Consider the following 26,005-nt stretch of genomic DNA (forward strand, 5'->3'; position numbering starts at 1 on the left):
CGGCCTAGTAATGCTTGGGCGCGGGCGGGGCAGGCGTAGTGGGCTGAGGCTCCGGCCCTTTGCCCGGGGGCAGGGCTCCGTCCCTGTAGACCGTGTACCCGTGGTCGAGCGGCGAGCACGCGACCACCCGGCCGCTCGCCTCGACCAGACATGTCTTATCCGTGTACAACCCGTCTTCGGTCTTCACGAACATCATGGTCGGGGCGGCGGGCGGGGTTGTCGAAGCCCACGGCCGCCACGCCATCAGGCCGAGAGCCGTAACGCCCGCTGTCAGCAGGATCGCGGCGAACCGGATCGCGGCAGCCAGCGGCTTCGTGTCAGTCATCGTCACAGAGTAACAGGTCGGACGCTGGAAAAAATCGCATTCCCGCGAGTATGCCGATGCGGCGGCCCAAGCTCGGCCGCGCGGCTCACTGTGCCCTGTACTTCGTCCCGTCCAGCGCCAGCACGTCGAGCACTTTGGTGTTCTCCTGGCTCTCCTGCGAGCAAGTGGCGCGCACGTTGTTCAGGTAGGCGTCCTGGAATTTCTCCAGCGGGCTGCCAGGGTTTGCTTTGGCGATGCGAGAGAGGGTGTCCCGCTGGCTGCCGACGCCGAGCGAGTTGAAGGTGGCGCAGGTGATGTCTGCCGGTTGGCTCGATCCCGCAGGCGTCTCCGAAGGGCTTTCCGCGCTGGATGTGCTTTCCGCCGACGATTTCGCGCTGCCGCTCGTGGAGGTGTCGCTGGAGTCGGAGTCGTCTTCGTCCTCCGCGCGGGGAGCCGTGCTGGGCGGGTTCGAAGTCGGGGCCGGGGCGGAGGAGGCCGCGGGGGAGCGCTGGGCGCGGGGGTGTGCGCCGGGGGCGGGGGGTTGTCGCCGCCGCAGCCCGTGGCCCCGGCGATCAGCGCGGCCGAGGCGAGCGCCGCCGCGAGTTTCCCCAGCCCGAGTGTTCCACGATCAAAGCGCACCATGGGGCTCACCCTACCCGATGTCGTCCGCTCGTCCCGCGAGGAGGATGCTCGCGACCTGGGTGTCTGTGGCCCAGCCCTCGGCCTGCCCGCCCGCGCCCGCGAGATTGTTCATGATGGCGAGCATGTAGCGCTCGTCGGGCCCGGCGAAGCCCACCGAGTTGGCGACCCATCCGGTCGGCTCCTCGCACCAGCCGTTCTTGTTCCCAGGGCTCATCGCTGCCCCGGCCCCCCACACGCCCCACTGCTGGTTCGAAGCCACCCCGCGCATCTCGCCGAGCAGGTAGGCCCGGTCGGCGGGGTCGGTCTGCTCGAGGACGTAGAGCATGAGCCGCCCGAGGTCGTCGGCGGTCGCTTTGTGGTTGCCCCAGTACATGCTCGACGCGGACGGGGAATGCTGGTTGATCTCGTCGATAAAGCCGTACGACTGGAAGACCCGCAAGAGCGTCGTCCCGCCCGGCCCGTTGTACTTGTCCCACAGCGAGTTCGCGGCGTCGTTGTCCGAGAAGTTGAGCATCTGGTGCATGAGGTCTTTGTCGGGGCCGGTGAGGGTGAGCTGTCCGGCGCGCTGGCGGACCAAAAGGTCGGTCGCGATGAGCAGTTTGATGGTCGACGCGGTATAGATCAGCTCGCTCGCGTGCTGGCTGTGGTAGGTGGCTCCGGTCTTGCGGTCGCGCAGCACGTAGCTGACCACGCCGGGCCGGGTGGCGATGTAGGCGTTGGCCTTGGCCACGCGGCTTTGCAGGTCGCAGTCCAGGTCCGAGGCTCCCGCGCCGTCCGCCGAAGCGGCCGAGCAGCTCCCGCGCGCGCCAGCCTCCTCTCCCTCGTCCGGCTCCGCCCATGCGAGCGGGGCCGCGAGCAGCGCGGCGCAGCCTGCCGTCGCGCACGCGCGGAGCAACTGTCGCACGCTCTTTCTCCCTAGCACTCCCGTTCGCTCCTTCCCATCTATTCTCTGTCCGCCAACAGGATCTGCGCGATCCGGGTGTCGGTGGCGGTGCCGTCTTCGAAGCTGGCCGCTGCGGGATTCATGATCGAAAGCGTGTAGCGCTGGCCGAGGCCCGCGAAGCCGACCGAGTGCAGCACCCATCCGCCGACCCCGGACCAGCCGTTCTTGTTGCCGGGGTGGGCGGAGGCTCCAGCCCCCCACACGCCCCATTGCTGGTCGGCGTCGACGTTCTGCATCTCGTTGACGATGTAGGCGGTGTCGGCGGGGTCCATCTTCTCGAGCACGAATTGCATGAGCCGGTCGAGGTCGTTCGCGGTGCAGGAGGTCGCTCCCCAGTACACGTCGATGCCGTCGTAACCCCCCTGCGAGCGCAGGTCGGTCATCCCGTAGTTCGGGAAGTCGTTCAAAAAGGCCATATGGTCCGCGCCCCAGTACTTCATCCAGAGCGTGTCGGCGGCTCCGTCGTCGGAGGAGTGCAGCATGGCCTGGACGAGCGAGCGGTCGGCCGCGCTCAGCGTGATCAATCCGGCGCGGTCCCTGGTGAACAGGTCCACAGCCATCGCGAGCTTCACTGTGGAGGCGGCGAAGACCGAGTCGTCCGCATGCGCGTTGCGGTACACGCCGCCAGTCGCGCGGTCTCGCAGGACGTAGCCCGCGCCGGGCGCCTCGTTCGCCAGCAGCGCGTTGGCGCGCACGACGCGCCGTTGCAGGTCGCAGTCGAGGTCGGAGCCGAGGATCGGGCAGTCGACGACAGAACGAGTGTCGGGGTCCGCGCCGACGGGCGGGGCGAGGAGCGCCTGTCCGGCCAGCGCGACCGCTCCGGCTCCCGCCGTCGCGCAGGCGCGAGCGAGCCAGGAGGAACGGGCGGGTTTGCTCCGGAGCCCCTGCGCCGGGTTCTCTTCCCGCCGCCCCGGCTGGCGCCCTCGGAGGTCAGATGGTCGGTTCATGCTGCTATTAGATTGACATACCCGCCTGGGGAATACCTGGCAGGCGAGTGGTGATCAAGGGCACATCGACATTCTGCTTTGTATAAAAATACGGAGGTGTGTATTATTACTCGCATGTCCACGCATCTGAATGTCGCCGTCGCAGGCGCGAGCGGTTATGCGGGGGGTGAAATCCTGCGTTTGCTCCTCGGCCACCCGGCGTTCGCCGACGGGCGCCTGTCCATCGGCGCGTTGACGGCGGGGGCGAACGCGGGGAGCGCGCTCGGCGAGCACCACCCGCACCTCTGGCCGCTCGCGGAGCGCGCGCTCGAAGCGACCACGGCCGAACTCCTCGCCGCGCACGATGTCGTGTTCCTCGCGCTGCCGCACGGCGCGTCCGCCGAACTCGCCTCGGCGCTGCCCGAGACGGCGCTGGTCGTCGACTGCGGCGCGGACTTCCGGCTCGCAGACCCCTCGGCCTGGGCGAAGTACTACGGCGGCGCGCACGCGGGCAGCTGGCCGTACGGGCTCCCCGAGCTCTCCGGCGGACGGGAGAAGCTGCGGGCGGCGCGGCGGATCGCCGTGCCGGGCTGTTACCCCACGGCCTCCCTGCTCGCTCTGGCCCCCGCGGTCGGGGCGGGTCTGGTGGAGCCGGATGTCACGGTCGTCGCCGTGTCCGGGGTTTCCGGCGCGGGGCGGGTGCCCAAACCCAACCTGCTCGCGGGCGAAGTGCTCGGCTCGCTCGCCCCGTACGGGGTCGGGGGCACGCACCGGCACACCGCCGAAATCGTCCAAGAGCTCTCTGCCCGCTCCGCAACGCCGGTCACGGCCTCGTTCACCCCGGTGCTCGCGCCGACGACGCGGGGCATCGTCGCCACCTGCACCGCGCGGACCTCGGCCAGCGCCGAGGAGATCCGCGCGGTCTACGCGAAGGCGTACGCCGACGAGCCGTTCGTCAAGCTGCTCGCGCCGGGGAAGTGGCCGTCCACCGCCTCGGTGCTCGGCACCAATATCGCCGCAGTGGGCGTCGGCCTGGACGAGGCGGCGGGCAAGCTGGTCGCCGTCTCCGCCATCGACAACCTCGTCAAAGGCACCGCCGGCGGCGCGGTGCAATCTATGAACCTCGCGCTCGGCTGGGCGGAGACGGAAGGATTGCCTGTGATTGGATCGGCTCCATGACAGATTTCGTAGCGGCCCCGGCTTCGAATGGTTTCGACGTGCCGGGGTTCGTCACCTGGACGACAACCGCCGGGTTGAAGAACTCTGGCTCGGAGGATATGGCGTTAGTCCTCAATATTGGACCGCATGACGCGGCGGCGGGGGTGTTCACCAGGAACAAGGTGAAGGCCGCGCCGGTGCTGTGGACCCAGCAGGTGTTGAAGTCAGGCGCGTTGCGCGCTGTGCTGCTCAATGCGGGCAATGCCAACGCTTGCACCGGCCCGGATGGCTTTGCCGACACGCATCGTTCGGCCGAGCGGGTGGCGCAGTCCTACCGCGAATACAACGGCGAGCCGGAGATCGCGCCGATCCAGGTCGCGGTGTGCTCGACCGGCCTCATCGGCGAGCGGCTGCCCATTGCAAAGGTGCTCAACGCGACTGATCGTCTGGCCATGGAACTCTCGATGGCTCCGGTCGCCGACTGGAAAGCCGTCGCGCGGGCCATCATGACCACCGACACCGTGCCGAAGCTCGCGTTCGGCGAGCATCCTGCTGGATGGAAGATCGGCGGGGTCGGCAAGGGGGCCGCGATGCTCGCGCCCTCGCTCGCCACCATGCTCGTCGTTGTCACCACGGACGCGGTCGCCACCCCGGCCCAGCTCGACCAGGCGTTGCGCCGCGCCACGGCGCTGACGTTCGACCGGCTCGACGTGGACGGAGTCAGCTCCACGAACGACACAGTGCTGCTCCTCTCCAGCGGGGCGAGCGGGGTCGAGGCCAGCCAGGACGAGCTGGACGCGGCGGTGTTCGCGGTGTGCGAGAGCCTGGCGGCGCAGATGCAGGCCGACGCGGAGGGCGTCACCAAGCGGGTCGTCATCCGGGTCGCCGGAGCCGCCTCGGAGGACGAGGCGGTCGCCGCCGCCCGCGTCGTGGCGCGGGACAGCCTGGTGAAGACCGCGCTGTTCGGCTCGGACCCCAACTGGGGCCGGGTTCTCGCGGCAGTGGGCTGCGCCCCGGTGGAGCTGGACCCGGACAAGATCTCGGTCCAGTTCAACGGCCACCAGGTCTGCGCGAACGGCGCAGCGGTGCCCGGCGCGCGGGACGTGGACCTGTCCGGCCCGGACATCGCCGTCGAGATCGACCTCGGCGTCGGCGAGGGCTCCGGGTGGATCCGCACCACCGACCTCTCGACGGAATACGTCCGGTTGAACTCCGCCTACTCCACCTAACCCGCCAACGACCGAGAAGGAACACAGTCGAGATGAGCACGACCGCGCTGCAGCAAGCGGAGGTTCTGGCCCAGGCGCTGCCGTGGATCGAGAAATTCGCGGGCAAGACCGTCGTCGTCAAATTCGGCGGCAACGCGATGGTGGACCCGGCGCTGGCCACCACCTTCGCCGAGGACATGGTGTTGCTGCGCGCCTGCGGCGTCCGCCCGGTCGTGGTGCACGGCGGCGGACCCCAGATCAACGAGCAGCTCGCCAAGCTCGGCATCGAGGGCGAGTTCAAAGCGGGCCTGCGGGTGACCACCCCGGAAGTGCTCGAAGTGGTGCGCATGGTCCTGCTCGGCAGGGTCGGCCGCGAGCTGGTCGGCGCGATCAACGCCCACGGCCCCTACGCGGTGGGGACCTCGGGCGAGGACGCGGGCTTGTTCACCGCGTCGCGCAAAACCGCGACCGTGGACGGCGAGGAAGTGGACATCGGCCTGGTGGGCGACATCGAGGCGGTGGACGCGGGCTGGATCGACGAGCTCACCGCTGCCCGGCGCATCCCCGTGGTCGCCTCACTCGCCCCGGACCCGACCGGCGTGGTGCACAACGTGAACGCCGACATCGCCGCAGGCGCGCTCGCAGGGGCGTTGCAGGCCGACCGGCTCGTCGTGCTCTCCGACGTCGCGGGCCTATACACCCGATGGCCGGACCGGGACTCGTTCGTCAGCGAGATCTCCCTCGCCGACGCGAAGGCGCTCTTGCCGAGCCTCGCGGGCGGGATGATCCCGAAACTGGAGGCGTGCGTGCGCGCCGTGGAATCGGGCGTGCGCGCCGCGTCCATCATCGACGGGCGCGTGCCGCACGCGACGCTCGTGGAGCTCTTCACGCCCACCGGAGTCGGCACCATGGTCACGGACAACACAGGAGAGAAAGCATGACCGAGGATCTGCGGGCCGGTTGGGCCGCGCACCTGATGAACAACTACGGACAGCCCAAGCTCGCGCTCGTGCGCGGCGAAGGGGCCCACGTCTGGGACGAGGACGGCAAGCGGTACTTGGATTTGCTGGCCGGGATCGCGGTGAACGTCCTCGGCCACGCGCATCCCGCCGTCGTGGCGGCGGTGACCAGGCAGATCTCGACGCTCGGGCACGTCTCGAACTTGTACATGTCGCCGAACGTCGTGGAGCTGGCCGCGCGGCTGACCGCGCTGACCCCAGGCGGGGAGGACGCGAAAGTCTTCTTCTCCAACTCCGGGACCGAGGCGAACGAGGCGGCCTTCAAAATCGCCCGGCGCACCGGGCGCTCCGAGATCGTCGCGACGTGGGGCGGCTTCCACGGGCGCACGATGGGCGCGCTCGCGCTCACCGGCCAACCGCCCAAGCAGGAGCCGTTCGCCCCGATGGTCCCCGGCGTGCGGCACGTCCCGTACGGGGAACCCGCCGCGCTCGAAGCGGCGGTCGGTCCGGACACCGCCGCCGTGTTCCTCGAACCGATCCAGGGGGAGAACGGCGTCGTCGTGCCCCCGGCTGGCTACCTCAAGGCCGCGCGGGAGATCACCGCGAAAGCCGGGGCGCTGTTGATCCTCGACGAGGTGCAGACCGGCATGGGCCGCACCGGCACGTTCTTCGCCCACGAGCAAGAGGGGATCGTGGCGGACGTGGTCACCCTCGCCAAGGGCCTCGGCGGCGGCCTGCCGATCGGCGCGACGATCGCCACCGGAGCGGCGGCGGGCCTCTTCGAACCCGGCCAGCACGGCAGCACGTTCGGCGGGAACCCGGTGAGCGCCGCCGCCGCCCTCGCGGTGCTCGATGTGATCGAGGGCGAGGGTCTGGTCGCCCGCGCGAAGGACGCGGGCGAGGAACTCAGGGACAAACTCGGCGCGATCGGCCACCCGCTGATCCTGGAGGCCAGGGGCAAGGGGCTGCTCGTCGGCGTGCGCCTGGCCGAGCCCAAGGCCTCGGCTGTGGAAGCCGAGGCCCGGGACGCAGGCTTTCTGGTCGGCGCGACCGGCCCGGAGGTCATCCGGCTCGCCCCGTCGCTCCTGCTCTCCGACGATCAGATCGGGGAGTTCGTCGGCGCGTTCGGCTCGATTCTCGACAAGTCGGCCTAGGGCTAGGGCTAGGGCAGGGCCGCTCCGCTCAGGATCTGGCCCAGTCGCACAGGTCCATGCCCGCCCGCGATGGCTCCAGGCCCGTCAAGACGGAGGGCTCGTCGGGGTGTTCGGCGTTGCGGCGGCCGAGGCGCGCTCGTCGTGCTCCTTGACGAACGCGCGGATCCGGATGATTCCGTTCGCGACCAAGGCAATGATGGTCGCGGCTCCGCACGCGGCGATGAGGGCTTGCGACATGTCGACTTCGAGGGTGAAGATCCAGGTGATTGCGAGGATCTGGAATCCGACCGAGAGCAGGCCGGATCCGAGGCTGATCCGGACGTGCAGCTTGTTCCAGTCCTGAGCGTCTTGTTCGGTCCAGCCGCGCTCGGGCAAGGCTGTTTCCGCAAGACGGGGCACAATGGTCCCGGTGATGCTTTTCGTGATTGGTTTGCGCAGAAGGCTGCTCACGACCAAAGACCAGACGAGCAGCGCTGCGGGGAGAAGCTCGATCAGCTGAATGAGCCGGGGGTTCTTTGTGGTGAGCCCGACGGTCAACGAGCATGCCGCCGCGATGAGCACCAACGCGTTGGAGGGTTCGACCTTCCGGTTCCTCGCCATGGTGAACGCCCCCTGCGCCACAGCGGCGACGACCGCTCCGACCAGGGCCAAATAGGGGACGAAGCCGAAGAGGCGGAGCACGTAGTACACGACGAGGGGCGGCCCCGCGTTGATCACAGTGGTTTTGACGAACTCCCGGAGGCTGCGGGGCGTTCCCGGGCTTGGAACCGGTTCGTTGTCGGTGGAGCGGCCTTGTTCACTCATTTTATAAATGTAGCCTATGCTAACTCGACGGGTTCAGTCCGATCCTCGGCACGGCGGGAAAGGGCGAGTTCGAGCCGACAGAATCGTCGCGATGCGCGGCATTGTCATGGTCCTCATGGGCAGGCGATCCGGCCCGTGGAGGGGCGGCGAGGAAGGCCGGCCCAGTGCCTGTTCCAAGCTCGTCAGGACGGAGAGCCCGTCGGGGTTTTCGACGTTGCGGCGGCCGAGGCGCGCTCGTCGCGCTCCTTGACGAACGCGCGGATCCGGTTCACCGAGTGGACGAGGAGGAAAATGGTGCTGCCGCTGCCGACCACGACGATGACCGCTTGAGAGATGTCCACCGCGCAGGTGAAGATGACTGTGAGCGCGAACGCGGTCTGGCAGAGCCCGAACACGCCGGCGAACGCGCTCAACCGGATGTGCATGGCCGTCCAGTCGAGGACGTCCCGCGCGGTCCAACCGCGCGCGGGCAGCGCGTCGTCGGCGAGGCCAAAGGCGACGGTGCTCGCCGCCTTCTTCGTCAGCGGTTTGCGGATCGCGCTGCTGACGAGCAAGGCGGTCGCGAACAAGAAACCGGGCGCGGTGTCCGCGACCTGGGTCGCGCGGGCGTTCTTCGTGGTGAGCGCCACGAGCAGGGCGCAGCTGGCGAGCAGGAGCACGAGCCCTGCGCCCGGGTCGAATTTCCGGGCGCGCAGCGCGCCGAACAGGGTCTGGGCCAACGAGACCGCGATCGCGCCGACCAGCGCGAGGTACTGGACGAGGCCGAAAGCGCGCAACGCGTAGTACACGAGGATGGCGGGGGCGGCGCTGATGAGGGAGCTTTTGATGAAGGCCCGCAGGCTGTGGGTGTTGTTCATGCTTCTCCTAGGGGACGGTCGGCAGAGTCAGCACGCTTTGGTCGTCGATCTCGAATTGGGTGTCAACGGGGAACGGGTCGCCCCGGAACGCGTCGGACGAGCCTTTGACGACGAGTTTGAGCCGGTGCCCGGCGGGGAACCGGTGCACGATGCCCGGCAGCGTGAAGGTCACGGAGCCGGAGCCGGAGACTTTCGCGGGGGCGACTTGGCGGTAGATCGACTCTTCGCCGCCGGACGGGTCCACGTCCGCGAGATGCAAGAAGAGCGTCGCGGTTCCGGCCGCCGAGACGGCGAGTTTCAGATGAGGGACGCCGACCACTGTGAGCGGGGCGGCCAGCGGCTCGGTCGCCCAGCTGAGCGAGGCCCCGTCTGGCCCGGTGCGCATCTGCGCCGCGCACGGCCGCGCGGCGGCCGCCGCCGCGACCGGGGCGCCGCTCGCGAGCAGCGCGTCCTCGCCGGACAGCCGGTACGCGGTTGTCGCGGCGACGGGGTAGCGGTCGCTCGTCGCCCATGGCGAGCCCGCCGACCCCTCGGGGATCCAATCGCGGAAATAGCTGAGCGCGGGCAAATCATCCGTCCCGATCCCTTTCAGGTGGTGGTCGAACCAGCGGAGGATCGCGTCGATCTGGTAGCGCTGCTCCCAGTCCGGGTGCGCCCAGTCCAGCTCGCCGGGGATGACGTTCGAGGTGTCGTGCCCCCAACGGTGCCAGAGCATCTTGACCTCGGTCCCTTGCGCGGCCAGCGCTTGGTAGGTGGCGGCGGCCTCGTTGAGCAGGAAGACGGTGTCCTGCTGGCCTTGGGTCAAGAGGGTGGGGATGCGTATTTTGTCCGTGTAGGTGACCACCGAGCCGTGCCGGACGGACTCGATGTCCGCCTGGCTCGGCGCGCCGCTGATGTACCAGTTCAAAATGACTTGGCAGGCGGCGGGGTAGAACCGGGGGCAGTTGTGGTCGCTCCAGCTCGCGGGCGGCGGGGCCTGGTCCGGTTCTTTCGCCGCGTTGGTGAGCAGATCCTGGGCGACGAGGTATTTGCTCGGGCCGGGAATCCGCTCGTCCACGCCGTCGGGCAGGTCCGCGTTGTTCGGGGCCAGCGAATACAGCGAGTCGTTCCACGTGATCATCGGCACGATGACGTCGAGCCTCGGGTCCACCGACGCGGCCGCGAACTGGACCCCGCCGCCGTAGGAGGCCCCGATCATCCCGACCCTCGGGTCGTGCGCCGAGGGCTTGCCCGTGTGGTCGGCCGCGTCGAGCACGATGGCGTCGAGCGGCGGCACGGGACGGGTGTGCGCGGCGTCCTCGAACGCGATCTGGTCCGCCCCGCCGAGGAAGCTGATGAGCTGGCTCACCGCCACTCCGTCGTATTCCGGGGTGTCCATGGTGATCCGGCAGGTGGAGCCGCCGAAACCGAGGGAGGAGAAGGCGAGCACGGCGTAATCCCTGCCGGTCATGAACTCGCCGAGGCCGCGCTGGTCGTCTTTTGTCCCGCCGAAGCCGTGCGTGGCGACGATGGCGGGCACCCGATGGCCGGGGCCGGCCCCTTCGGGGAGGTAGAGGTCGCCGACGATATCGCAGTCCACATCCCGCTCGGGGCCGATGACGACGGAGAAGTGCAGAGTCTGTTTCGTGAACCCGCTCTGCTCGGCGAGCGAACTCGGAGCTGTCGGGAAGGCGAGGAGCGGACCGCAGCACAGGGCGACCGCGCGCCTGACGTTGATCCGCGACATTCCGCACACGTTAGCAGGCGGGCAAGCTGGCCGCACGGCGGTTCAGGGCGCTCACCAGCTGAAGTGGGGGATATCTCCCTCCCAGGTCTCGTCGGCCAACGGGCTGGCGATGAACTGGGCGGCAAGGGGTTTCGGGCCGCTCGGGGTCTTCCCGACCGAGAGCACCCAGGCCGAGGCCTTCGCCACGTCGATAGCGGTGGCGAACTCGGGGGTCTCGCACCATTCGGCGACGAGCTGCGGGATCACGCCGCCCTGGCTGCAGACCATGGTGGTGTGCCCGACCTGCGCGAGCTCGCGCAGCCGGTCGAGGCCGGCCTTCGGGTTCTCGGCGAACGGCTCCTCGGTGAGCGACGGCTCGGCGACGGCCTCCACTTCGAGCAGTTGGGCCAGCGGGTCGAGGGTTTGGCGGCAGCGCAGTTTGTCCGAGGCGTGCAGGCGGCTCACGCCGAACGCGCCGCCGAGATGGGCGAGCCCTTCGGCCTGGGCGAGGCCGAGCTCGTCCAGCGGGCGCCGCTGGTCGGCCTCAAGGTCGGCCGTGTCGCGCGTCCCTGCGCTCGCGTGCCGCACGACGATCAGCGTCTCGACGTCGAGCCGGACGGCGCGGAACGCGTCGAGCACCTCGCGGTCAAGGTCGTGGCTCAGCCGTTTGTGCGCCTCGTCGACGGTGACCCATTCCAGAAGGTCGACTTCGTCGTTCGGCACGAACTCCGGGGCGGAAGCGGCCCAGGCCGCCCAGTAGTCCACCCGTTTGGACGAGCCTTGGGCGGGGTAGTGGACCGTGGCGAGGAAGGGGCCGAGCTCGGCTCTGGCTCCGGTCTCCTCGGCGATTTCCCGCACGGCCGCGACCGGCGGGATCTCGCCGGGGTCGACTTTGCCTTTCGGGAGGGTCCAGTCGTCGTAGTGGGGTCGGTGGATGAGGGCGACGAGGGGTTCGGCCCCTTCGTCCGCATGGCGCCAGAGGACGCCGCCCGCTGCGCGGATCTCCTGTCTCGATGACACGTCAGACATGCTAGACGGTCAACTCCCGGTAGTGCTCGATGAGGGAGCGTTGATGGTCGCGTTTCTCCATTCCCGCCGCGAGCGCGTCCTCGTCCGGGGTCGCGCGCCACACGCCTGACCGGTCCAGTTCCCAGCACCGCGTCTCGGGGGCCGTCGCGCTGTCGAACATCCAGTCGATCTGCGCGGTGAGCTTGGGGTCTTTGACTTGGACCAGCACCTCCACCCGCCGGTCGAGGTTGCGGTGCATCATGTCGGCGCTGCCGATCCAGTACTGGTTCGCGGCCTTGAAGTGGAACGTGCGCGAGTGCTCGAGGAACTTGCCGAGGATGGAGCGCACGGTGATGTTCTCCGACAAGCCGGGCACGCCGGGCTTGAGGGCGCAGATCCCCCGGACCACGACCTCGACCGGCACGCCCGCCTGGGAGGCTCGGTAGAGGGAGTCGATGATCTGCTCGTCCACCAGCGAGTTGACCTTCACCCGGATGCGCGAGTCCCAGCCCGAGCGGTGATGGTCGATCTCGTCTTGGACCCGCTGCAGGATCCCGGAGCGGATGCCTTGCGGGGCGACGAGGAGCCGTCGGTAGCTGGCCCGCCGCGAGTAGCCGGTCAACGAGTTGAACAGGTCCGTGAGGTCGGCTCCGACTTCGTCGGAAGCGGTGAGCAAGCCGAGATCCTCGTAGATGCGGGCGGTCTTCGGGTTGTAGTTCCCCGTGCCGATGTGGCAGTACCGGCGGATGTGGCTGCCCTCGCGGCGCACCACCAGACACGTCTTGCAGTGGGTCTTCAGGCCGATGAGCCCGTAGACGACGTGCACCCCGGCGTGCTCGAGCGCGCGGGCCCATTTGATGTTCGCGTGCTCGTCGAAGCGCGCTTTGATCTCCACGAGCGCGACGACCTGCTTGCCCGCCGCCGCCGCGTCGATCAGCGCGTTCACGATCGGCGAGTCGCCGGAGGTGCGGTACAGGGTCTGCTTGATCGCGAGCACCTGCGGGTCGGCGGCGGCCTGCTCGATGAACCGCTGCACGCTGGTGGAGAAGGACATGTACGGGTGGTGGACGAGCACGTCCCCCTCCCGCAGCGTCGAGAAGACGCTCTTGGGGGTCTCCCGCTCGGCGAACGCCGGGTGGGTGATGGGGACGAACGGCTTGTCTTTCAGCGCGGGGCGGTCCAGCCCGTAGATCTGCCACAAGCAGGAGAGGTCCAAAAGGCCGGGCACTTGGACCACCTCGTGCGGCTCCACGTCGAGCTCGCGCAGCAGCAGCTCGAGCATGTGCTCGCTCATGGTGTCGGAGACCTCAAGGCGCACCGGGGAGCCGAACCGGCGGCGCGCGAGCTCGCGCTCGAGCGCCTGGAGCAGATCCTCGTCCCGGTCCTCCTCCACCTCGAAGTCGGCGTTGCGGGTCACCCGGAACACGTGGTGCTCCATGACGCGCATGCCCTCGAAGAGTTCGCCGAGGTGCGCGGAGATCAGCTCCTCCATGGGCAAGAGGACCGTGGCGTTGAAGGAAGGCCGCGTCCCGTCCGCCTCGGGGCTCGAGGCGATTCCCCGGACCGACACGAACCGGTCGACGTTGTCGGGCACTTTGATCCGGACGAAGTGCTGGCCGCCGCCCGCCTCGTCGTGGATGGTCGCGGCGAGGTTGAGGGAGAGCCCGCTGATGTACGGGAACGGGTGCGCCGGGTCCACCGCGAGCGGCGTGAGCACCGGGAAGACCTGCTCGCGGAAGTACGTGGAGAGCCGCCCCTGCTCCCCGGCGTCCAGGTCCGACCAGGCCACGATCCGGATTTCGTTCTCGGCCAGCGCAGGGGTGACCACGTCGCGGAAGACGCGGGCGTGCCGGACGGAGAGCTCCTGGGTGCGCGTGGCGATCAGCTCGAGCTGCGCTTTGGGCGAGAGCCCGTCGGCGGAGCGCACCGAGAGGCCGGTTTGATGGCGCCGCTTGAGCCCGGCCACGCGGACCATGTAGAACTCGTCGAGGTTGGAGGCGAAGATGGCGAGGAATTGCACGCGCTCGAGCAGGGGGAGCGAGTCGTCTTCGGCGAGGGCGAGCACGCGGGCGTTGAAGTCCAGCCAGCTCAGCTCGCGGTTCAGGTAGCGATCCTCGGGCAAGCTCACATCGTCCGGTGCCTGCTCCGCGCCAGCCGAGCGCGCCGCATTGTCGGCTGGAGTTTTCGCTGTTTCTGTCACCGCAACATCATCTCAGACAAGCTCGGATCCGGCGAGGAGGGCCTTCGTGGCGAGGCCGAGGCCGAGTTCCCCCGCTTTGCGCAAGTCCTGGGGCGCGTCAACGTCCTGGCGCAGCCCTGGCAGCTGGTCCGCGATGGCGAACGCGCCGGAGGCGGCGTGCCGGGCCGAGGAGCCGGGGCCGAAAGCCGGGGCTAGCTCCGTTGCCGCGTCGGCGATGAGCGCGGTGGTCCCGGACCCGTCGTGATCGGCGACGTACGCACGGCTGCGCCCGCGCGCGGCGCGGAGCGCCTGCTGCAGCTCCATGGGCCGCAGCGCGGGCAGGTCGCCGTGCAACGCGATCCGCAGCGCGGCGGGGAACCGCTCGCGCGCCCACCCGTCCGCCGACCGCAGCGCCGCGTTGAGCCCGCCCGCTCCTTCTGGTTCGTCGAGCGCGACGGCTCCGTACGCTTGGGCGAGGGCTTGCACCTGGGGGTCTTCGGTGACCACCGCGATGGCCCTTGTCCAAGCGGCCCCGCGCGCGGCTTCGAGGACGTCGGTGAGCATCGCGAGCGTCAGTTGGGCGCGTTGCTCGGCGGAGAGCGCCGGCGCAAGCCGGGTTTTCGCGTCCCGAAGGGGTTTGACGGCGATGAGAACGACCGCATGCGGGAGCGCTGGTCTGGGCACGATCACCATTGTAAAGATGTTCGCCGTCGGCTTCTCGGGCTTGCCAGGGGCGAAAATAACTTGATCTTTATCAGACCGTGTCCTTAATCTTAAGTTCATCTTAAGTTTACGTATCATGCTGGTTGTAAAGCGCAACGAGGCGCTTTTGAGAGATTGAGGAGGCAACAGCAATGTTCCCTTTTGGTATGACGACCCGCAGCGTGGGCGCGACGGCCTTCGGCTTCGCCCTGCTTGCTGGCCTCACGCCGGTTAGTTTCGCGAGCGCCGCGACGACTCCCCGGCACACCGGCGATTCCTCGTACGGGCCCTGTTACTACAACCCGATCCCGTGCAACAACGCGCAGGGACAGGGCAACCGCTACGCGAACCCGCCGCTGCCCAACTCCAAGCCGCAAGCCAACGTCCACATCCTCCCGCCGCCGGACGCGACCGCGCGCTAGGCCGCGGTTGATTCGCGTTCGCCGCCCTGGCGGGATTAGTCTGAGCGCATGACGTACGAGGCGGTGACGGCGGAGGTCGCGGTCATGGGCGCAGGTTCCTGGGGCACCGCGATGGCCAAGGTGATCGCCGGGCTCGGGCACAAGGTGGTGCTGTGGTCCCGGCGCGAAGAGCTGGCCGAGGCGATCAACCGGGACCGGGAGAACGCGGAATACTTGCCAGGCTGGCGGCTTCCTGACTCGGTCGTCGTCACGGCGGACCCGGCCGCGGCGGTGGCCGAGGCGCGCACGGTGCTGCTCGCGACCCCGGCGCAGAGCCTGCGCGCGAACCTGGAGGCATGGGGCGGCGCGATCAAACCAGGAGCCCTCTTGCTCTCGCTCTCCAAAGGGCTCGAGCGGGGCACGAAGCTGCGCATGACCGAAGTGGTCGAGGACGTGCTGGGCAAGCCGCACGGCGAGGTGGCGGTGCTTTCCGGCCCGAACCTCGCGTTGGAGGTGGCGGCGGGCCAGCCGTCCGGCGCGGTGATCGCCTGCTCGGACGAGCGAGCGGCCCTCGCCCTGCAGCGGCTCTGCGCGGCCTCGAACTTCCGGGTCTACACGAACGACGACGTGGTGGGCGTCGAACTCGCGGGCGTGGTCAAGAACGTCATCGCCCTCGCCTGCGGCATCGCGTCCGGGGTCGGGTACGGGCAGAACACCCTCGCGGTCCTGATCACCAGGGGTTTGGCGGAGATCGCCAGGCTCGGCGTCGCGATGGGCGCGAAAGCCGCGACCTTCTCCGGCCTCGCCGGGGTGGGTGACCTCGTCGCCACATGCACGTCGCCGTTGTCCCGCAATCGCGCGTTCGGGGTGCGCCTCGGACTGGGCGAAGGCGCGGTGGCTGCGGCGAACGGGCCGCACGGCGTGGTCGAAGGCTACGCCTGCTGCGGCGCGGTGCGCGAGCTTGCCGCCGACCACGGGGTGGAGATGCCCATCACCGAGGCGGTGTACCAGGTGTGCCACCAGGGCGCGGCGGTGAGCGAGGCGGTCGAGAGCCTCATGGGCAGGAAGATCGGCGCGGAATGACCCGGAAAACCACAGTGCTCGTTGTCTTCGGCGGAGTCAGCAGCGAGCACGAGATCTCCTGCCTGTCCGCCGCTTCGATCCTGGCGCAGCTGGACTCCAGCCGCTACGAGGCGGTCCCGGTGGGGATCACCAAGGAGGGCGACTGGGTTCTGGACCGACGGCCGCCCGAGGTGCTCGGGGACAAACTCGGCGGCTTGCCGCAAGTGGACGCCTCGGCTCCGAGGGTGGCGCTCGCCGTCGGGCGCACCGGCTCGGGGGAGCTGCGCCAGGTCTCGGACGGCGCGTTGGTGGCCACGGCGGACGTCGTGTTCCCAGTGCTGCACGGCCCGTTCGGCGAGGACGGCACCCTGCAGGGCCTCTTGGAGTTCGCGAACCTCCCCTACGTCGGTTGCGGCGTGTTCGCGAGCGCGGCCTGCATGGACAAGACGCAGATGAAGGTGCTGCTCCGGGGCGGCGGCTTGCCGGTCGGCCCGTACGAGGCGCTCGCCCCAGGCGAGGACGTGGACGAGGCGGCGCTGCGCGACCGGCTCGGCCTGCCGTTGTTCGTGAAACCCGCCCGAGGCGGCTCCTCGCTCGGCGTGGTGAAGGTCGAGCGCTGGGAGGATCTGCCCGAGGCGGTCGCCGTGGCGCGGAAATACGACCCGAAAGTGCTCGTGGAGACCGGGATCGCCGGTCGCGAGGTCGAATGCGCGGTGCTGGAGTTCCCGGACGGGCGCGTGGAGGCGAGCGTGCTCGGCGAGATCGTCGTCCCCGACGCGTACGACTTCGAGACGAAATACTTGAACAACATCGCGCGGCTGCAAGTGCCCGCAGACGTGTCCGAGCCGCTTGCGAGCGAGATCCGGGCGTTGGCGGTGCGGGCGTTCGAGACGATGGACTGCTCCGGGCTCGCCCGGGTGGACTTCTTCATCGCCGAGGACGGCGGACCGATCATCAACGAGCTCAACACTCTGCCAGGGTTCACCACCTCCTCGCTGTATCCGAAGATGTGGGAGCAGACCGGGCTGGACTACTCGAAGCTGCTGGACACGCTCATCGAGACGGCGTTCGCGCGGGGCGTCGGCCTGCGCTGACCGCCCTCTGCTGGGCCGAGGCGTGGCGGCATATCCCAGCTCAGCCGGTTCTTGACCTCGAGGAGACTTGAAGTTTTAGGCTCGTGGGCATGAAGATGCACGATGTCCAGATCACCGCCACCGATGTGCCCGGAGCCGCGCGCTTCTACTCCGAAACGCTGGGGTTGCCGGTGAAGCTCGACCGGGACAAGGCGACGGTCCACATCGGGGACAGCACCTTGACGATGGTCCCCGGCTCCGCGTATCAGGGCGCGCACCACATCGCCTTCACCATTCCCGCAGGAAGCCTGGCTCAGGCCAAGCGCTGGCTGTCGCAGCGGGTGGCCCTGCAAACCGACGGCCAATGGCACGACGAGTTCGACTGCCCGCCCAACTGGCAGGCGCGCAGCATTTACTTCGCCGGGCCCGACGACGCGGTGCTCGAACTCATCGAGCGCAACGTCCTCGACAACCGGATCGACCACCCCTTCGGGGCCGGCGATATCCGGTATCTCAGCGAAGTCGGCTTCGGGGTCTCCGACGTGCTGCAGGCTCAGGCGCTCATGCGCGACGGACTCGGACTCCTGCCGTTCGGCGAGCCGAGTCCGAGATTCGGCCCGGTGGGCGATCACGACGGTTTGTTCATCCTGGTGCCCGCCGAAGCCACCTGGCGCCCTGAACAACGGGTTTCGCCGCCCGCCGCGCCGATTGTGGTCACCGCGGACGTGCCCGCCGCGCTGGAGATCGGCGAGCACTACCTCGTCCGGCCGCGTTGAGAGACGCGGGCCGCGCCAGCTCGCGCGGCGGTCTGTGGGTTAGTGCTTACCGCCCGCGTAGTCCGGGCTTGTGGCGGGCAGCGTCTTCGAGATCGCATCGGAGACCGCTTGCACCGGGGCCGTCGTGCCCACGCCGGGGTCGTAGCCGAGCCGGACGTACACCGGGCGGTCCACCGCCACCCACGTCTGCTCGGCGTGGCCGGTCCCTTCGCCGACACGCAGCCACTTCACGGCGGACACCTCTTGGAACGCGGAGTCGGGCCGCAGCTCGTCCGGGCGGGGGACTCCGCAACGCAGCTCCACCAGCTCGCCCTTCTGGCTCCGCCACGCCGCCGCGCCCGCCGGGGCGGGATCGGCGAGCTTCGCCCGCGAGAACGGGCCGAGGCGATCGGGCAGGCCGCCGAGGAGTTTCGCGCAGTCGGGCGAGCCCGCTTGCGGGGCGGGAACGTCGGCCAGCCGCACGATGTCGTCCCGTTCGACACGCTGCACGCGTTTCGCCAGGAGCAGCACCACGGCCAACAAGACAAACGGGAGCACCGCGACGATCACCAACCGGGTGCGAGCATTCAGCCTCATATCGAGCCAGGGTACAGTCTGGGTGCACCCCGATGGAGCACCGCAACTCATGACTGAACTCTCTCCCGCAACGCCGCAGCTGACAGTCGCCGACATCGGCGAGTTCGAACTCATCGCGAAGATCGCGTACGGCCGTCCGCAACCAGGGTCGACGCTGCTCGGGCCGGGGGACGACGCGGCGGTGTTCGCGCTCGGCGGGGAACGGCTCGTGGCTTCCACCGACATGCTCGTCGAGGGGAGGCATTTCCGGCTCGACTGGTCGCCGCCCCGGATGATCGGGCGCAAAGTCATCGCGCAGAACGCCGCCGACGTCGCCGCGATGGGCGCGCGGCCGGTCGGGTTCCTCATCGGCCTCGCCTGTCCGAAAGGCACGGCCGCGAGTTTCGTGGAGGAGCTGTACGAAGGCCTCTGGGAAGGAGCCCGCGACTTGGGGACCGCGCTTTCCGGCGGCGACTTGGTGGAGGCCGACCACATCGTGGTCAGCGGGACCGTCCTCGGCGCGATGGACGGGCTGACCCCGGTCACCAGGGGCGGGGCCGCCCCCGGACAGGTGGTCGCGGTCGCGGGCGAACTCGGCTGCTCCGCCGCAGGCCAAGCGCTGATCGAGGCCGGGCTCACGGTCGAAGCCCTCGAAGCGCAACTGGCCGAGCCCGGCGCGCGGGCGCAGGACATCGGCGCGCTCATCGAGCTGGTCGAACGCCATCAGTCGCCCCGGCCGCCGCTTATGGAAGGCTCCGTTGCGGCCCGTGCGGGCGCGACCGCGATGATCGACGTCTCGGACGGTTTGGTCGCCGATCTGCGGCACGTGGCCGAGGCTTCCAAAGTCGGGATCGTGGTGCAGGTCGACGCGCTGCACAGCCCATGGCAGCTCGCCATCGCGGCGGAGCGGTTGGGGGCCTCGGCGACGAGATGGCTGCTCTCCGGCGGCGAAGACCACGCGCTCGCGGCGGTTTTCCCCAGCGAGGAGGCAGTGCCGCAGTGGTGGACTCCGATCGGCCGGACAGTCCCGCTGGAGGAGACCTCCGGGCCGAAGGGGCCGGAATGGGTGCGCTTGTCGACCGGGGAAGCCGCCGAGCACACCGGCTGGCGGTCGTTCTAGCGCGACAGCGGGCAGTGCCTGTCAGCCGGGTTCGGTACTGTGCCTCGTATGACTGTGTACGCTCTCGGCGACCTTGTTCCCGACATCCATCCTGAAGCGTTCGTGCACCCAGAAGCGGTGGTCATCGGGAATGTCGTGCTGGAGGCGGGCTCTTCGGTGTGGCCGACGGCGGTGCTGCGCGGGGACGCGGGGAAGATCGTCGTCGGAGCCCGCACCAGCGTGCAGGACGGCACCATCGTGCATTGCACGGCCATTCACGACACGATCATCGGCGAGGACTGCGTGGTCGGGCACAACGCCCATATCGAAGGCGCGGTCATCGGCCGCAACGTGCTGATCGCCTCGGGGTCGGTGGTCCTCAACGGCTCGGTGATCGAGGAGGGCTCGGCGGTCGGGGCTGGCGCGGTGGTCTCGCCGGGGACGACGGTTCCCGCGCGTTCGCTCGCCCTCGGCGTCCCGGCGAAGATCCGCGAGGGCTACCAGGTCCCCGAGAACCACATCCAGCTCAACGTCGCGGCGTACTTGTACTACTCCCAGCAGCACCGCGACGGCTTGCGGAGGCTCTCGTGAGCGCCCGTCCGCTGTCCGAGCTGGTCGATCCGGGCTGGGCGAAGGCGTTGGCCCCGGTCGAGGGCCAGATCCGGGCGATGGGCGATTTTTTGCGCGCGGAGCTGGAGGCGGGACGGTCCTACCTGCCGGAGGGCAAGAACGTGCTGCGCGCCTTCACCTACCCCTTCGACAAAGTGAAAGTGCTCATCGTCGGCCAAGACCCGTACCCGACGCCGGGGCACGCCATCGGGCTCTCGTTCGCGGTGGACGAGCACGTCTCCCCGCTGCCGAAGAGCTTGCAGAACATCTTTCAGGAGCTCACGACGGACCTTGGCCTGCCCCGTCCGAAGCACGGCTCCCTCATCCCGTGGGCGGAGCACGGGGTGCTCATGCTCAACAGGGTGCTCACGGTGCGCCCCGGCGAGCCCGCCTCGCACCGGGGCAAAGGCTGGGAGGCCGTCACCGAGCAGGCGATCCGCGCGCTCGGGGCGCGCGAGGCCCCGCTCGTCGCGATCCTCTGGGGCCGGGACGCGGCCACGGCCAAGCCGTTCCTGCCCGGCGTGCCTGTGATCGAGTCCGTGCATCCGTCGCCGCTGTCGGCGCACCGGGGCTTCTTCGGCTCCCGCCCGTTCAGCCGGGCGAACCAACACCTGGTGGAGCAGGGCGGGGAGCCGGTGGATTGGGCGCTCTGAATCCTTGGGACGAGTACAGGGAATCGGGCCTGATCGACCATTGGGCCCGGATCGCGACCGAACGGCTCGCCCAGGCGCAGCCACAGATCGACGCGGTGAACGTTTTCCCGGTGGCCGACCACGACACCGGGAGGAACATGCTCGCGACCATGCGGGCGGGCCTCGACGCGTTGTACAGGTTCCCCGATATCCCGTGGACCGCCGCCAACATCGCGCAGACCCTGTTGCAGGGGGTGCTGGACGGGGCGAGGGGCAATTCCGGGATCATCCTCAGCCAGTTCTGGCGGGCGGTGTCGCAGACGATCGCCCGCAGGAGGTTCGACGCGGACGGCTACGCCGAAGCGCTCGCGTTGTCGGTGGCGCTGATCGGGGAGTCGGTGGCCGATCCGGTCGAGGGCACGGCGTGGTCCGTGCTGCGGGCCGCGGCGGACCGGGCGCGGGAACTGGCGGCCGAGGGGCGCGCGGAGCTTGCGGCGGTGGCCGCCGCCGTGGTCGAAGCCGCCGCGCTGGCCGTGGCCCGCACCCCCGAGCAGCTGCCGACGCTCGCCGAGGCGAAGGTGGTGGACGCGGGCGGGCTCGGGGTCCTTTGCGTCCTCGACGCCCTCGCCGAGACCGTGGAAGAGGAGAAGCGCGCGCGGGAAGCGCACGAGGCGTGGGAGGAGGCGGAGACGGCCCCGGAGCCGGAGCAGGTCCGGCCAGAGGTGCTCGCGCTGCTGGAGAGCATCGGCCCGGCGGAGCCGGTTTCCGTCAAACGGGCAGGCTCAGGCCCCGCGCGCAAACGCGAACCCGCCCCTGCGTACCACGAGGTCGAGCTGGAGCTGCTCGGCGCGACGGCGGAGGACGCGGCCCGATTGCGTTCGAGGTTGGCCGACGTCGGCGACTCGGTTGTGGTCGCGGGCGATGGGACGCGGCTGAAAGCGCATGCGCACACTTTCGACGCGGGAGCTGTCGTTTTAGCGGGGATCCAAGCCGGACGTGTGGTCGCGGTGCGGATCACGAACTTGCCGGTGTCCGCGCCGGAGCCGACCAGAGCGGTGCTCGCGCTCGCGGCGGGCGAGGGCCTCGCGGCTTTGTTCCGCGACGCGGGCGCGCATGTGCTCGACGTCGGCCCAGGGGCTTCCCCCGAGGGGCTGGCCGAGGCGGTCGCGGGGATCGAGGCGGACGAGGTGTTCGTCCTGCCCAACGGGGCACTCGCCGGGCCGGATCTGATCCGCGCCGCTTCCGAGATCCGCGCGGCGGGACGCGAGGCGCGGTTCCTGCCGTGCGGCTCCCCGCTGCAGGGGCTCGCGGCGATCGCCGTGCACGACCCCGATCAGCCTGCGGGGGACGACGAGTACACGATGGCCTCGGCTGCGGCGGGGGCGCGTTGGGCCCGCTTGGTCACTGCGGAGGAGGAGGCGTTCACCTGGGCGGGCAAATGCTCGGCGGGGGACTGCCTCGGCCTGGTCGGGGACGAGGTCGTGCTGGTGTCCGAGAAGTCCGCGCACGCGTGCGCGGACCTGGTGGACCTCATGCTCGCCTCGGGCGGCGAGCTGGTGACGGTGCTGCTGGGGCAGTTGGGGGACGAGTCGGTCGCTGACGACATGGCCGAGCATATGCGCCGCCGCCATCCGGGGATCGAGCTCGTCGTCCTCGACGGCGGCCAGCCAGGCGAGATCGCGCAGGTGGGGGTCGAATGAGCGGCCTTGTCTTCGCGGATCCGCTTGCCCCGCTGATCGGCGCGGCGAAGGCGGCCAAACTGGCCGAGGAGCTGCAGATCGCCACGGTCGGGGAGCTGCTGCGGCACTACCCGAGGGACTACGCGCGGCCGGGGCAGCTTCTGGGGAACCGGCTGGCGCAGGTCGGGGAGCACGTGACGCTCATCGCCGAAGTCCGCAAGAAGTCGGTCATGCGGTTCAAGAACGATCCGAGCAAGAAGCGCATGGTGCTGTCGGTCTCGGACGGGATCAACGTGTACGAGGTGGTGTTCTTCAACCCGAAGAAATGGACGCAGGAGAAGCTGGAAGAGGGCCAGCGGTACATGTTCGACGGCGAAGTCTCGATGTACGCGAACAAGCTCCAGCTCGCGCACCCCGGTTTCATCCTGTTGCCGGACCCCGACGCGCGGGAGCAGGGCGTGCAGGAGCCGGGCGCGGGGAAGATCACCGGAGTCGGCCAGATCGCGGCCTACGCCCGCAGCGTGGACCCGTCGCTGCAGCTGGACCCCTCCGAATGGCGGTCCGAGCTCATGGCGGTGTACCCGGCGAGCAAAAACGTGTCCAGCTGGGACGTGCGCAGGTACGTCGAGGCGGTGCTGGACCAGCTCGCCCCGGTGCCCGACCCGCTGACCGAGGCGATGCGCGCCGAACGAGGGTTTTTAGGCCTTGAGGAATCGCTGCGGGCGGTGCACACGCCCGAGTCGCAGGACCAGGTGAACCGGGCGAAGGACCGGCTGCGCTTCGACGAGGCGCTCGCGGTGCAGCTCGCGTTCGCGAAACGGCGGGCGGCGCTCGCGAAGGCCAAAGCGCTCGCGTGCCAGCCGCTCGCGGACGGGAAAGTCGCGAAGTTCGAGGCGAGGCTGCCGTTCCAGCTCACCGAGGACCAGCGGGCGGCGCGGGACGAGATCGACGCGGACCTCGCCACCTCGAAGCCGATGAGCCGGCTGGTGCACGGCGAGGTGGGCTCCGGCAAGACGGTGGTGAGCCTGCTCGCGATGCTCCGCGTGGTGGACGCGGGAGCCCAGTGCGCGATGCTCGCCCCGACGGAGGTCTTGGCGGCGCAGCACCACGCGACGCTGCGCAAGCTCCTCGGGCCGCTCGGCCGGGGCGGGGAGCTGGACGGCGATCCGGACGGGCTGAAGATCGTGCTGCTCACCGGGTCGATGGGCGCGGCGGCGCGCAAGGCCGCCCTCGCGCAGGTGGTCAGCGGGGAGGCGAGCATCGTGGTGGGCACGCACGCGCTGCTCTCCGAGAAAGTCATGTTCGCCGACCTCGGCCTTCTGGTGGTGGACGAGCAGCACCGTTTCGGCGTGGACCAGCGCGACGCGCTGCGCGGCAGGGGCGTGGACGGGCGGCTGCCGCACCTGCTGGTGATGACGGCCACCCCGATCCCCAGGACGGTCGCGATGACCGTGTTCGGCGAGCTCGAAGTCTCCACGATCAAACATTTGCCGAAGAACCGGGCCGGGATCAGCTCGTCGGTGGTGGACGAGAAGCGCAAGCCGGACTGGGTGCGCCGCGTCTGGGAGCGGATGCGCGAAGAGGCCGCCGAGGGCAGGCAGGCGTACGTGGTGTGCGCGCGGATCCAAGACAAAGAGAAGGAAGAGGAGAAAAAGCCCGCAAAGGCAAAGCCCAAGCCCGCGCCGGAGCAGAAGGGCCCGCCGCCCCCGAGGGCGGTGGTGGACGTGTTCGAGGAGCTTTCCTCTGGCCCGCTCGCGGGTTTGCGGCTCGGGCTCATGCACGGCGGTCTTCCTCCGGCGGAGAAAGACAAGGCCATGGCCTCCTTCGCATCCGGCGAGACACAGGTGCTCGTGTCGACCACGGTGATCGAAGTGGGCGTGGACGTGCCGAACTCCACGATGATGGTGATCCTCGACGCGGACCGGTTCGGCATCAGCCAGTTGCACCAGCTGCGAGGCCGGGTCGGCCGGGGCGGGCATCCTGGGCTGTGCATCTTCGTCACACGGGCCGGCGGAGCATCGCTCGACCGGCTGCAGAGCGTGGCTTCGTGCATGGACGGGTTCGAGCTCGCGGAGTTGGATTTGAAGATCCGGGGCGAGGGCGACGTGATCGGCGTGGCGCAGTCCGGCCGGTCCCGTTCGCTGCGGCTGCTGTCGGTGACCAGGGACGAGGAGATCATCGCCGACGCCAGGGAAGTGGCCGACGCGTTGGCCGAAGGCGCGCAGGGGGAGGCGTTGCTGGCGGAGACGCTCGACTCGGTCCTGACCGAGGCGGAAGCCGGGTACTTGGAGAAATGGTGAGGGGCGCGACGAAGTCCGCGCGGCACAAGCCGACGCGATACGCGGCGGTGTTCGCGGCGCTGGCCGTGGCGGTGGCGGTCCAACTGCATTGGGAGCGGATCGAGGAGGCGTTCGGCTTCGGCGGGCCGAGCGCGGCCCAGGCGGGGCAGCAGCTCGGCTTGCGGGTGGTGGAGACCCGTCCGAGGGCGCGGGACTACCGGCGGAGCGAGTTCGGCGAGGCGTGGACCGACGACACGGACGCTCCGTTGGGGCGCAACGGCTGCGACACCCGCAACGACGTGCTGGACCGGGATTTGACGCATAAGCAGTACGTTGCGATCCGGCGCTGCCCGCAAGCCGTGGCGAGCGGCGATCTGCACGACCCGTACACCGGGCGATGGGTGCATTTCCAGCGGGGCAAGGACACCAGCGCCAAAGTCCAGATCGACCACATCGTGCCGTTGGCCTACGCCTGGGACATGGGGGCCCGCAATTGGGCCCCCGAGGTTCGTCGCAGGTTCGCCAACGACCCGGCGAACCTCGTCGCGGTGGACGGGGACGCGAACGAGGACAAAGGCGATCAGCCGCCGGGGCTGTGGATGCCGAAGGAAGAGGCTTTCCGCTGCCCGTACGCGCGGCAATTCGCCGCCGTCGCGAAGGCGTACGACCTCGCGGTCGACGCGCGGTCCGCGAAAGTCATCGCCAAGACCGTGCAGGAGTGCCCGGCAGGGTAGCGGCAGGGGCGGGCAGGCCTCGCGGATCGGCGGAATAGCTCGGCCTTCTGGCCGGGAGGGCTATCGCCCGGACGTGCGCCGACGGCGGCCAGGCGAGGCGACAGGGGGGCGGCCAGGCGAGGCGACAGGAGCGGGCTCCCCGGCCTCGCTCGGCGAGATGAAAAGTATGGAAGCTGTGGGAGCCGGGCCGTCGAACGCCTCGGGAGGCTCCGGCGCGGATGAGAAAAGCGAGGGGGCTTGGATGTTTGTTTCCCTTCGTCGTTGTCGATGGGGGGTCGGCAGGGCGGCGGATCGCCGCCCTGCCGAGAAGGTCTGTGGTTAGATCACGGACACAGAGGCGGCCTGGGGCCCCCGGTCGCTTGCCTGAACTTCGAACTGCACGCGCTGGTTCTCCTGCAGCGTGCGGAATCCCGTGCTGCCGGTGATCGCGGAGAAGTGGACGAACAGGTCCTTGCCGCCGTCGTCAGGGGTGATGAAGCCGAAGCCCTTTTCCTCGTTGAACCATTTGACAGTGCCTTGGGGCATTATTTGTTTCCCTTTGCGATTGCAGAGTCAGA

General features: G+C 69.4%; 25 protein-coding genes. 14 read left to right on the plus strand and 11 right to left on the minus strand.

Translation table 11 applies throughout. The annotated features are described in order from the left end of the window. Positions 1 to 4: 4 nt before the first annotated feature. The 3 genes from HMPREF9336_RS13235 to HMPREF9336_RS13245 form a co-directional block, all read right to left on the minus strand. Complete coding sequence (locus HMPREF9336_RS13235) at positions 5 to 325, minus strand: hypothetical protein (RefSeq protein WP_007467807.1); 321 nt, start codon at positions 323 to 325, stop codon at positions 5 to 7. Between the two features lie 631 nt (positions 326 to 956). Continuing rightward, positions 957 to 1,850, minus strand: coding sequence for a serine hydrolase (locus HMPREF9336_RS13240; RefSeq protein ID WP_007467809.1), 894 nt, complete (start codon positions 1,848 to 1,850; stop codon positions 957 to 959). Positions 1,851 to 1,888: 38 nt separating this feature from the next. Then, the gene (locus tag HMPREF9336_RS13245) at positions 1,889 to 2,836 is read right to left on the minus strand and encodes a hypothetical protein (RefSeq protein WP_007467811.1); all 948 of its coding nucleotides are present in this window, start codon (positions 2,834 to 2,836) and stop codon (positions 1,889 to 1,891) included. A 114-nt stretch (positions 2,837 to 2,950) separates the two neighbouring features. On the opposite strand from HMPREF9336_RS13245, the gene argC reads away from it, so the two are divergent. Genes argC through HMPREF9336_RS13265 form a run of 4 tightly spaced genes read left to right on the plus strand, consistent with a single transcriptional unit; the run spans position 2,951 to position 7,294 of the window. Next, positions 2,951 to 3,994, plus strand: coding sequence for an N-acetyl-gamma-glutamyl-phosphate reductase (gene argC / locus HMPREF9336_RS13250; RefSeq protein ID WP_021030674.1), 1,044 nt, complete (start codon positions 2,951 to 2,953; stop codon positions 3,992 to 3,994). Continuing rightward, positions 3,991 to 5,202: a bifunctional glutamate N-acetyltransferase/amino-acid acetyltransferase ArgJ gene (gene argJ / locus HMPREF9336_RS13255; protein WP_007467816.1), complete on the plus strand. Its 1,212-nt coding sequence runs from the start codon at positions 3,991 to 3,993 to the stop codon at positions 5,200 to 5,202. The genes argC and argJ overlap by 4 nt, the downstream gene beginning before the upstream one ends. Before the next feature lie 32 nt (positions 5,203 to 5,234). Continuing rightward, a complete protein-coding gene (gene argB / locus HMPREF9336_RS13260) occupies positions 5,235 to 6,122 on the plus strand; it encodes an acetylglutamate kinase (RefSeq protein WP_007467818.1) in 888 nt (295 codons plus the stop codon). Then, on the plus strand, positions 6,119 to 7,294 hold the full coding sequence (locus HMPREF9336_RS13265; RefSeq protein WP_007467820.1) for an acetylornithine transaminase: 1,176 nt from the start codon (positions 6,119 to 6,121) through the stop codon (positions 7,292 to 7,294). Before argB ends, HMPREF9336_RS13265 begins: the two co-directional genes overlap by 4 nt. Positions 7,295 to 7,378: 84 nt before the next feature. On the opposite strand, the gene HMPREF9336_RS13270 is transcribed toward HMPREF9336_RS13265, so the two are convergent. The 6 genes from HMPREF9336_RS13270 to cofC all read right to left on the minus strand — a co-directional run bounded on the left by HMPREF9336_RS13270 (position 7,379) and on the right by cofC (position 14,540). Then, positions 7,379 to 8,098, minus strand: a complete 720-nt coding sequence (locus tag HMPREF9336_RS13270; protein WP_007467822.1) for a VC0807 family protein — start codon at positions 8,096 to 8,098, stop codon at positions 7,379 to 7,381. A 182-nt stretch (positions 8,099 to 8,280) separates the two neighbouring features. Further along, complete coding sequence (locus HMPREF9336_RS13275; protein ID WP_007467825.1) at positions 8,281 to 8,955, minus strand: VC0807 family protein; 675 nt, start codon at positions 8,953 to 8,955, stop codon at positions 8,281 to 8,283. A 7-nt stretch (positions 8,956 to 8,962) separates the two neighbouring features. Continuing rightward, positions 8,963 to 10,681: a CocE/NonD family hydrolase gene (locus HMPREF9336_RS13280; protein WP_021030675.1), complete on the minus strand. Its 1,719-nt coding sequence runs from the start codon at positions 10,679 to 10,681 to the stop codon at positions 8,963 to 8,965. Positions 10,682 to 10,732: 51 nt separating this feature from the next. Continuing rightward, positions 10,733 to 11,689 carry an NUDIX hydrolase gene (locus HMPREF9336_RS13285; RefSeq protein WP_021030676.1) on the minus strand — a complete coding sequence of 319 codons (957 nt, stop codon included), beginning with the start codon at positions 11,687 to 11,689 and terminating at the stop codon, positions 10,733 to 10,735. Between the two features lies 1 nt (position 11,690). Beyond that, positions 11,691 to 13,868, minus strand: coding sequence for an RNA degradosome polyphosphate kinase (locus HMPREF9336_RS13290; RefSeq protein WP_007467833.1), 2,178 nt, complete (start codon positions 13,866 to 13,868; stop codon positions 11,691 to 11,693). A gap of 12 nt (positions 13,869 to 13,880) precedes the next feature. Further along, positions 13,881 to 14,540: a 2-phospho-L-lactate guanylyltransferase gene (gene cofC / locus HMPREF9336_RS13295; protein WP_007467835.1), complete on the minus strand. Its 660-nt coding sequence runs from the start codon at positions 14,538 to 14,540 to the stop codon at positions 13,881 to 13,883. A gap of 176 nt (positions 14,541 to 14,716) precedes the next feature. Between cofC and HMPREF9336_RS13300 the strand changes: the two genes are divergently transcribed. From HMPREF9336_RS13300 to HMPREF9336_RS13315, 4 genes are all read left to right on the plus strand, one after another. Further along, positions 14,717 to 14,971, plus strand: coding sequence for a hypothetical protein (locus HMPREF9336_RS13300; RefSeq protein ID WP_040585611.1), 255 nt, complete (start codon positions 14,717 to 14,719; stop codon positions 14,969 to 14,971). Between the two features lie 48 nt (positions 14,972 to 15,019). Beyond that, complete coding sequence (locus HMPREF9336_RS13305; RefSeq protein WP_007467839.1) at positions 15,020 to 16,033, plus strand: NAD(P)H-dependent glycerol-3-phosphate dehydrogenase; 1,014 nt, start codon at positions 15,020 to 15,022, stop codon at positions 16,031 to 16,033. Continuing rightward, entirely contained in the window at positions 16,030 to 17,106 is a 1,077-nt protein-coding gene (locus tag HMPREF9336_RS13310; protein ID WP_007467841.1) for a D-alanine--D-alanine ligase family protein, read from the plus strand. The genes HMPREF9336_RS13305 and HMPREF9336_RS13310 overlap by 4 nt, the downstream gene beginning before the upstream one ends. Before the next feature lie 89 nt (positions 17,107 to 17,195). Then, complete coding sequence (locus tag HMPREF9336_RS13315; protein ID WP_021030679.1) at positions 17,196 to 17,861, plus strand: VOC family protein; 666 nt, start codon at positions 17,196 to 17,198, stop codon at positions 17,859 to 17,861. A gap of 39 nt (positions 17,862 to 17,900) precedes the next feature. Here the strand turns inward: HMPREF9336_RS13315 and HMPREF9336_RS13320 are convergent, their stop codons facing one another. Further along, positions 17,901 to 18,437, minus strand: a complete 537-nt coding sequence (locus HMPREF9336_RS13320) for a DUF3515 domain-containing protein (RefSeq protein WP_021030680.1) — start codon at positions 18,435 to 18,437, stop codon at positions 17,901 to 17,903. A gap of 49 nt (positions 18,438 to 18,486) precedes the next feature. On the opposite strand from HMPREF9336_RS13320, the gene HMPREF9336_RS13325 reads away from it, so the two are divergent. Genes HMPREF9336_RS13325 through HMPREF9336_RS13350 form a run of 6 tightly spaced genes read left to right on the plus strand, consistent with a single transcriptional unit; the run spans position 18,487 to position 25,448 of the window. Continuing rightward, entirely contained in the window at positions 18,487 to 19,536 is a 1,050-nt protein-coding gene (locus HMPREF9336_RS13325; protein WP_007467847.1) for a thiamine-phosphate kinase, read from the plus strand. Positions 19,537 to 19,584: 48 nt separating this feature from the next. Further along, entirely contained in the window at positions 19,585 to 20,106 is a 522-nt protein-coding gene (locus tag HMPREF9336_RS13330; RefSeq protein WP_007467849.1) for a gamma carbonic anhydrase family protein, read from the plus strand. Next, positions 20,103 to 20,777: a uracil-DNA glycosylase gene (locus tag HMPREF9336_RS13335; RefSeq protein WP_007467851.1), complete on the plus strand. Its 675-nt coding sequence runs from the start codon at positions 20,103 to 20,105 to the stop codon at positions 20,775 to 20,777. Before HMPREF9336_RS13330 ends, HMPREF9336_RS13335 begins: the two co-directional genes overlap by 4 nt. Next, positions 20,765 to 22,456, plus strand: coding sequence for a DAK2 domain-containing protein (locus HMPREF9336_RS13340; protein WP_021030681.1), 1,692 nt, complete (start codon positions 20,765 to 20,767; stop codon positions 22,454 to 22,456). Before HMPREF9336_RS13335 ends, HMPREF9336_RS13340 begins: the two co-directional genes overlap by 13 nt. Next, complete coding sequence (locus HMPREF9336_RS13345) at positions 22,453 to 24,735, plus strand: ATP-dependent DNA helicase RecG (protein WP_007467855.1); 2,283 nt, start codon at positions 22,453 to 22,455, stop codon at positions 24,733 to 24,735. The genes HMPREF9336_RS13340 and HMPREF9336_RS13345 overlap by 4 nt, the downstream gene beginning before the upstream one ends. Next, positions 24,729 to 25,448, plus strand: a complete 720-nt coding sequence (locus HMPREF9336_RS13350) for an HNH endonuclease family protein (RefSeq protein ID WP_021030682.1) — start codon at positions 24,729 to 24,731, stop codon at positions 25,446 to 25,448. Before HMPREF9336_RS13345 ends, HMPREF9336_RS13350 begins: the two co-directional genes overlap by 7 nt. A 318-nt stretch (positions 25,449 to 25,766) precedes the next feature. Here the strand turns inward: HMPREF9336_RS13350 and HMPREF9336_RS13355 are convergent, their stop codons facing one another. Further along, entirely contained in the window at positions 25,767 to 25,973 is a 207-nt protein-coding gene (locus tag HMPREF9336_RS13355; RefSeq protein ID WP_007467859.1) for a cold-shock protein, read from the minus strand. Positions 25,974 to 26,005 lie beyond the last annotated feature (32 nt).

Source organism: Segniliparus rugosus ATCC BAA-974, assembly GCF_000185725.2.
GTDB classification, from domain to species: Bacteria; Actinomycetota; Actinomycetes; order Mycobacteriales; family Mycobacteriaceae; genus Segniliparus; species Segniliparus rugosus.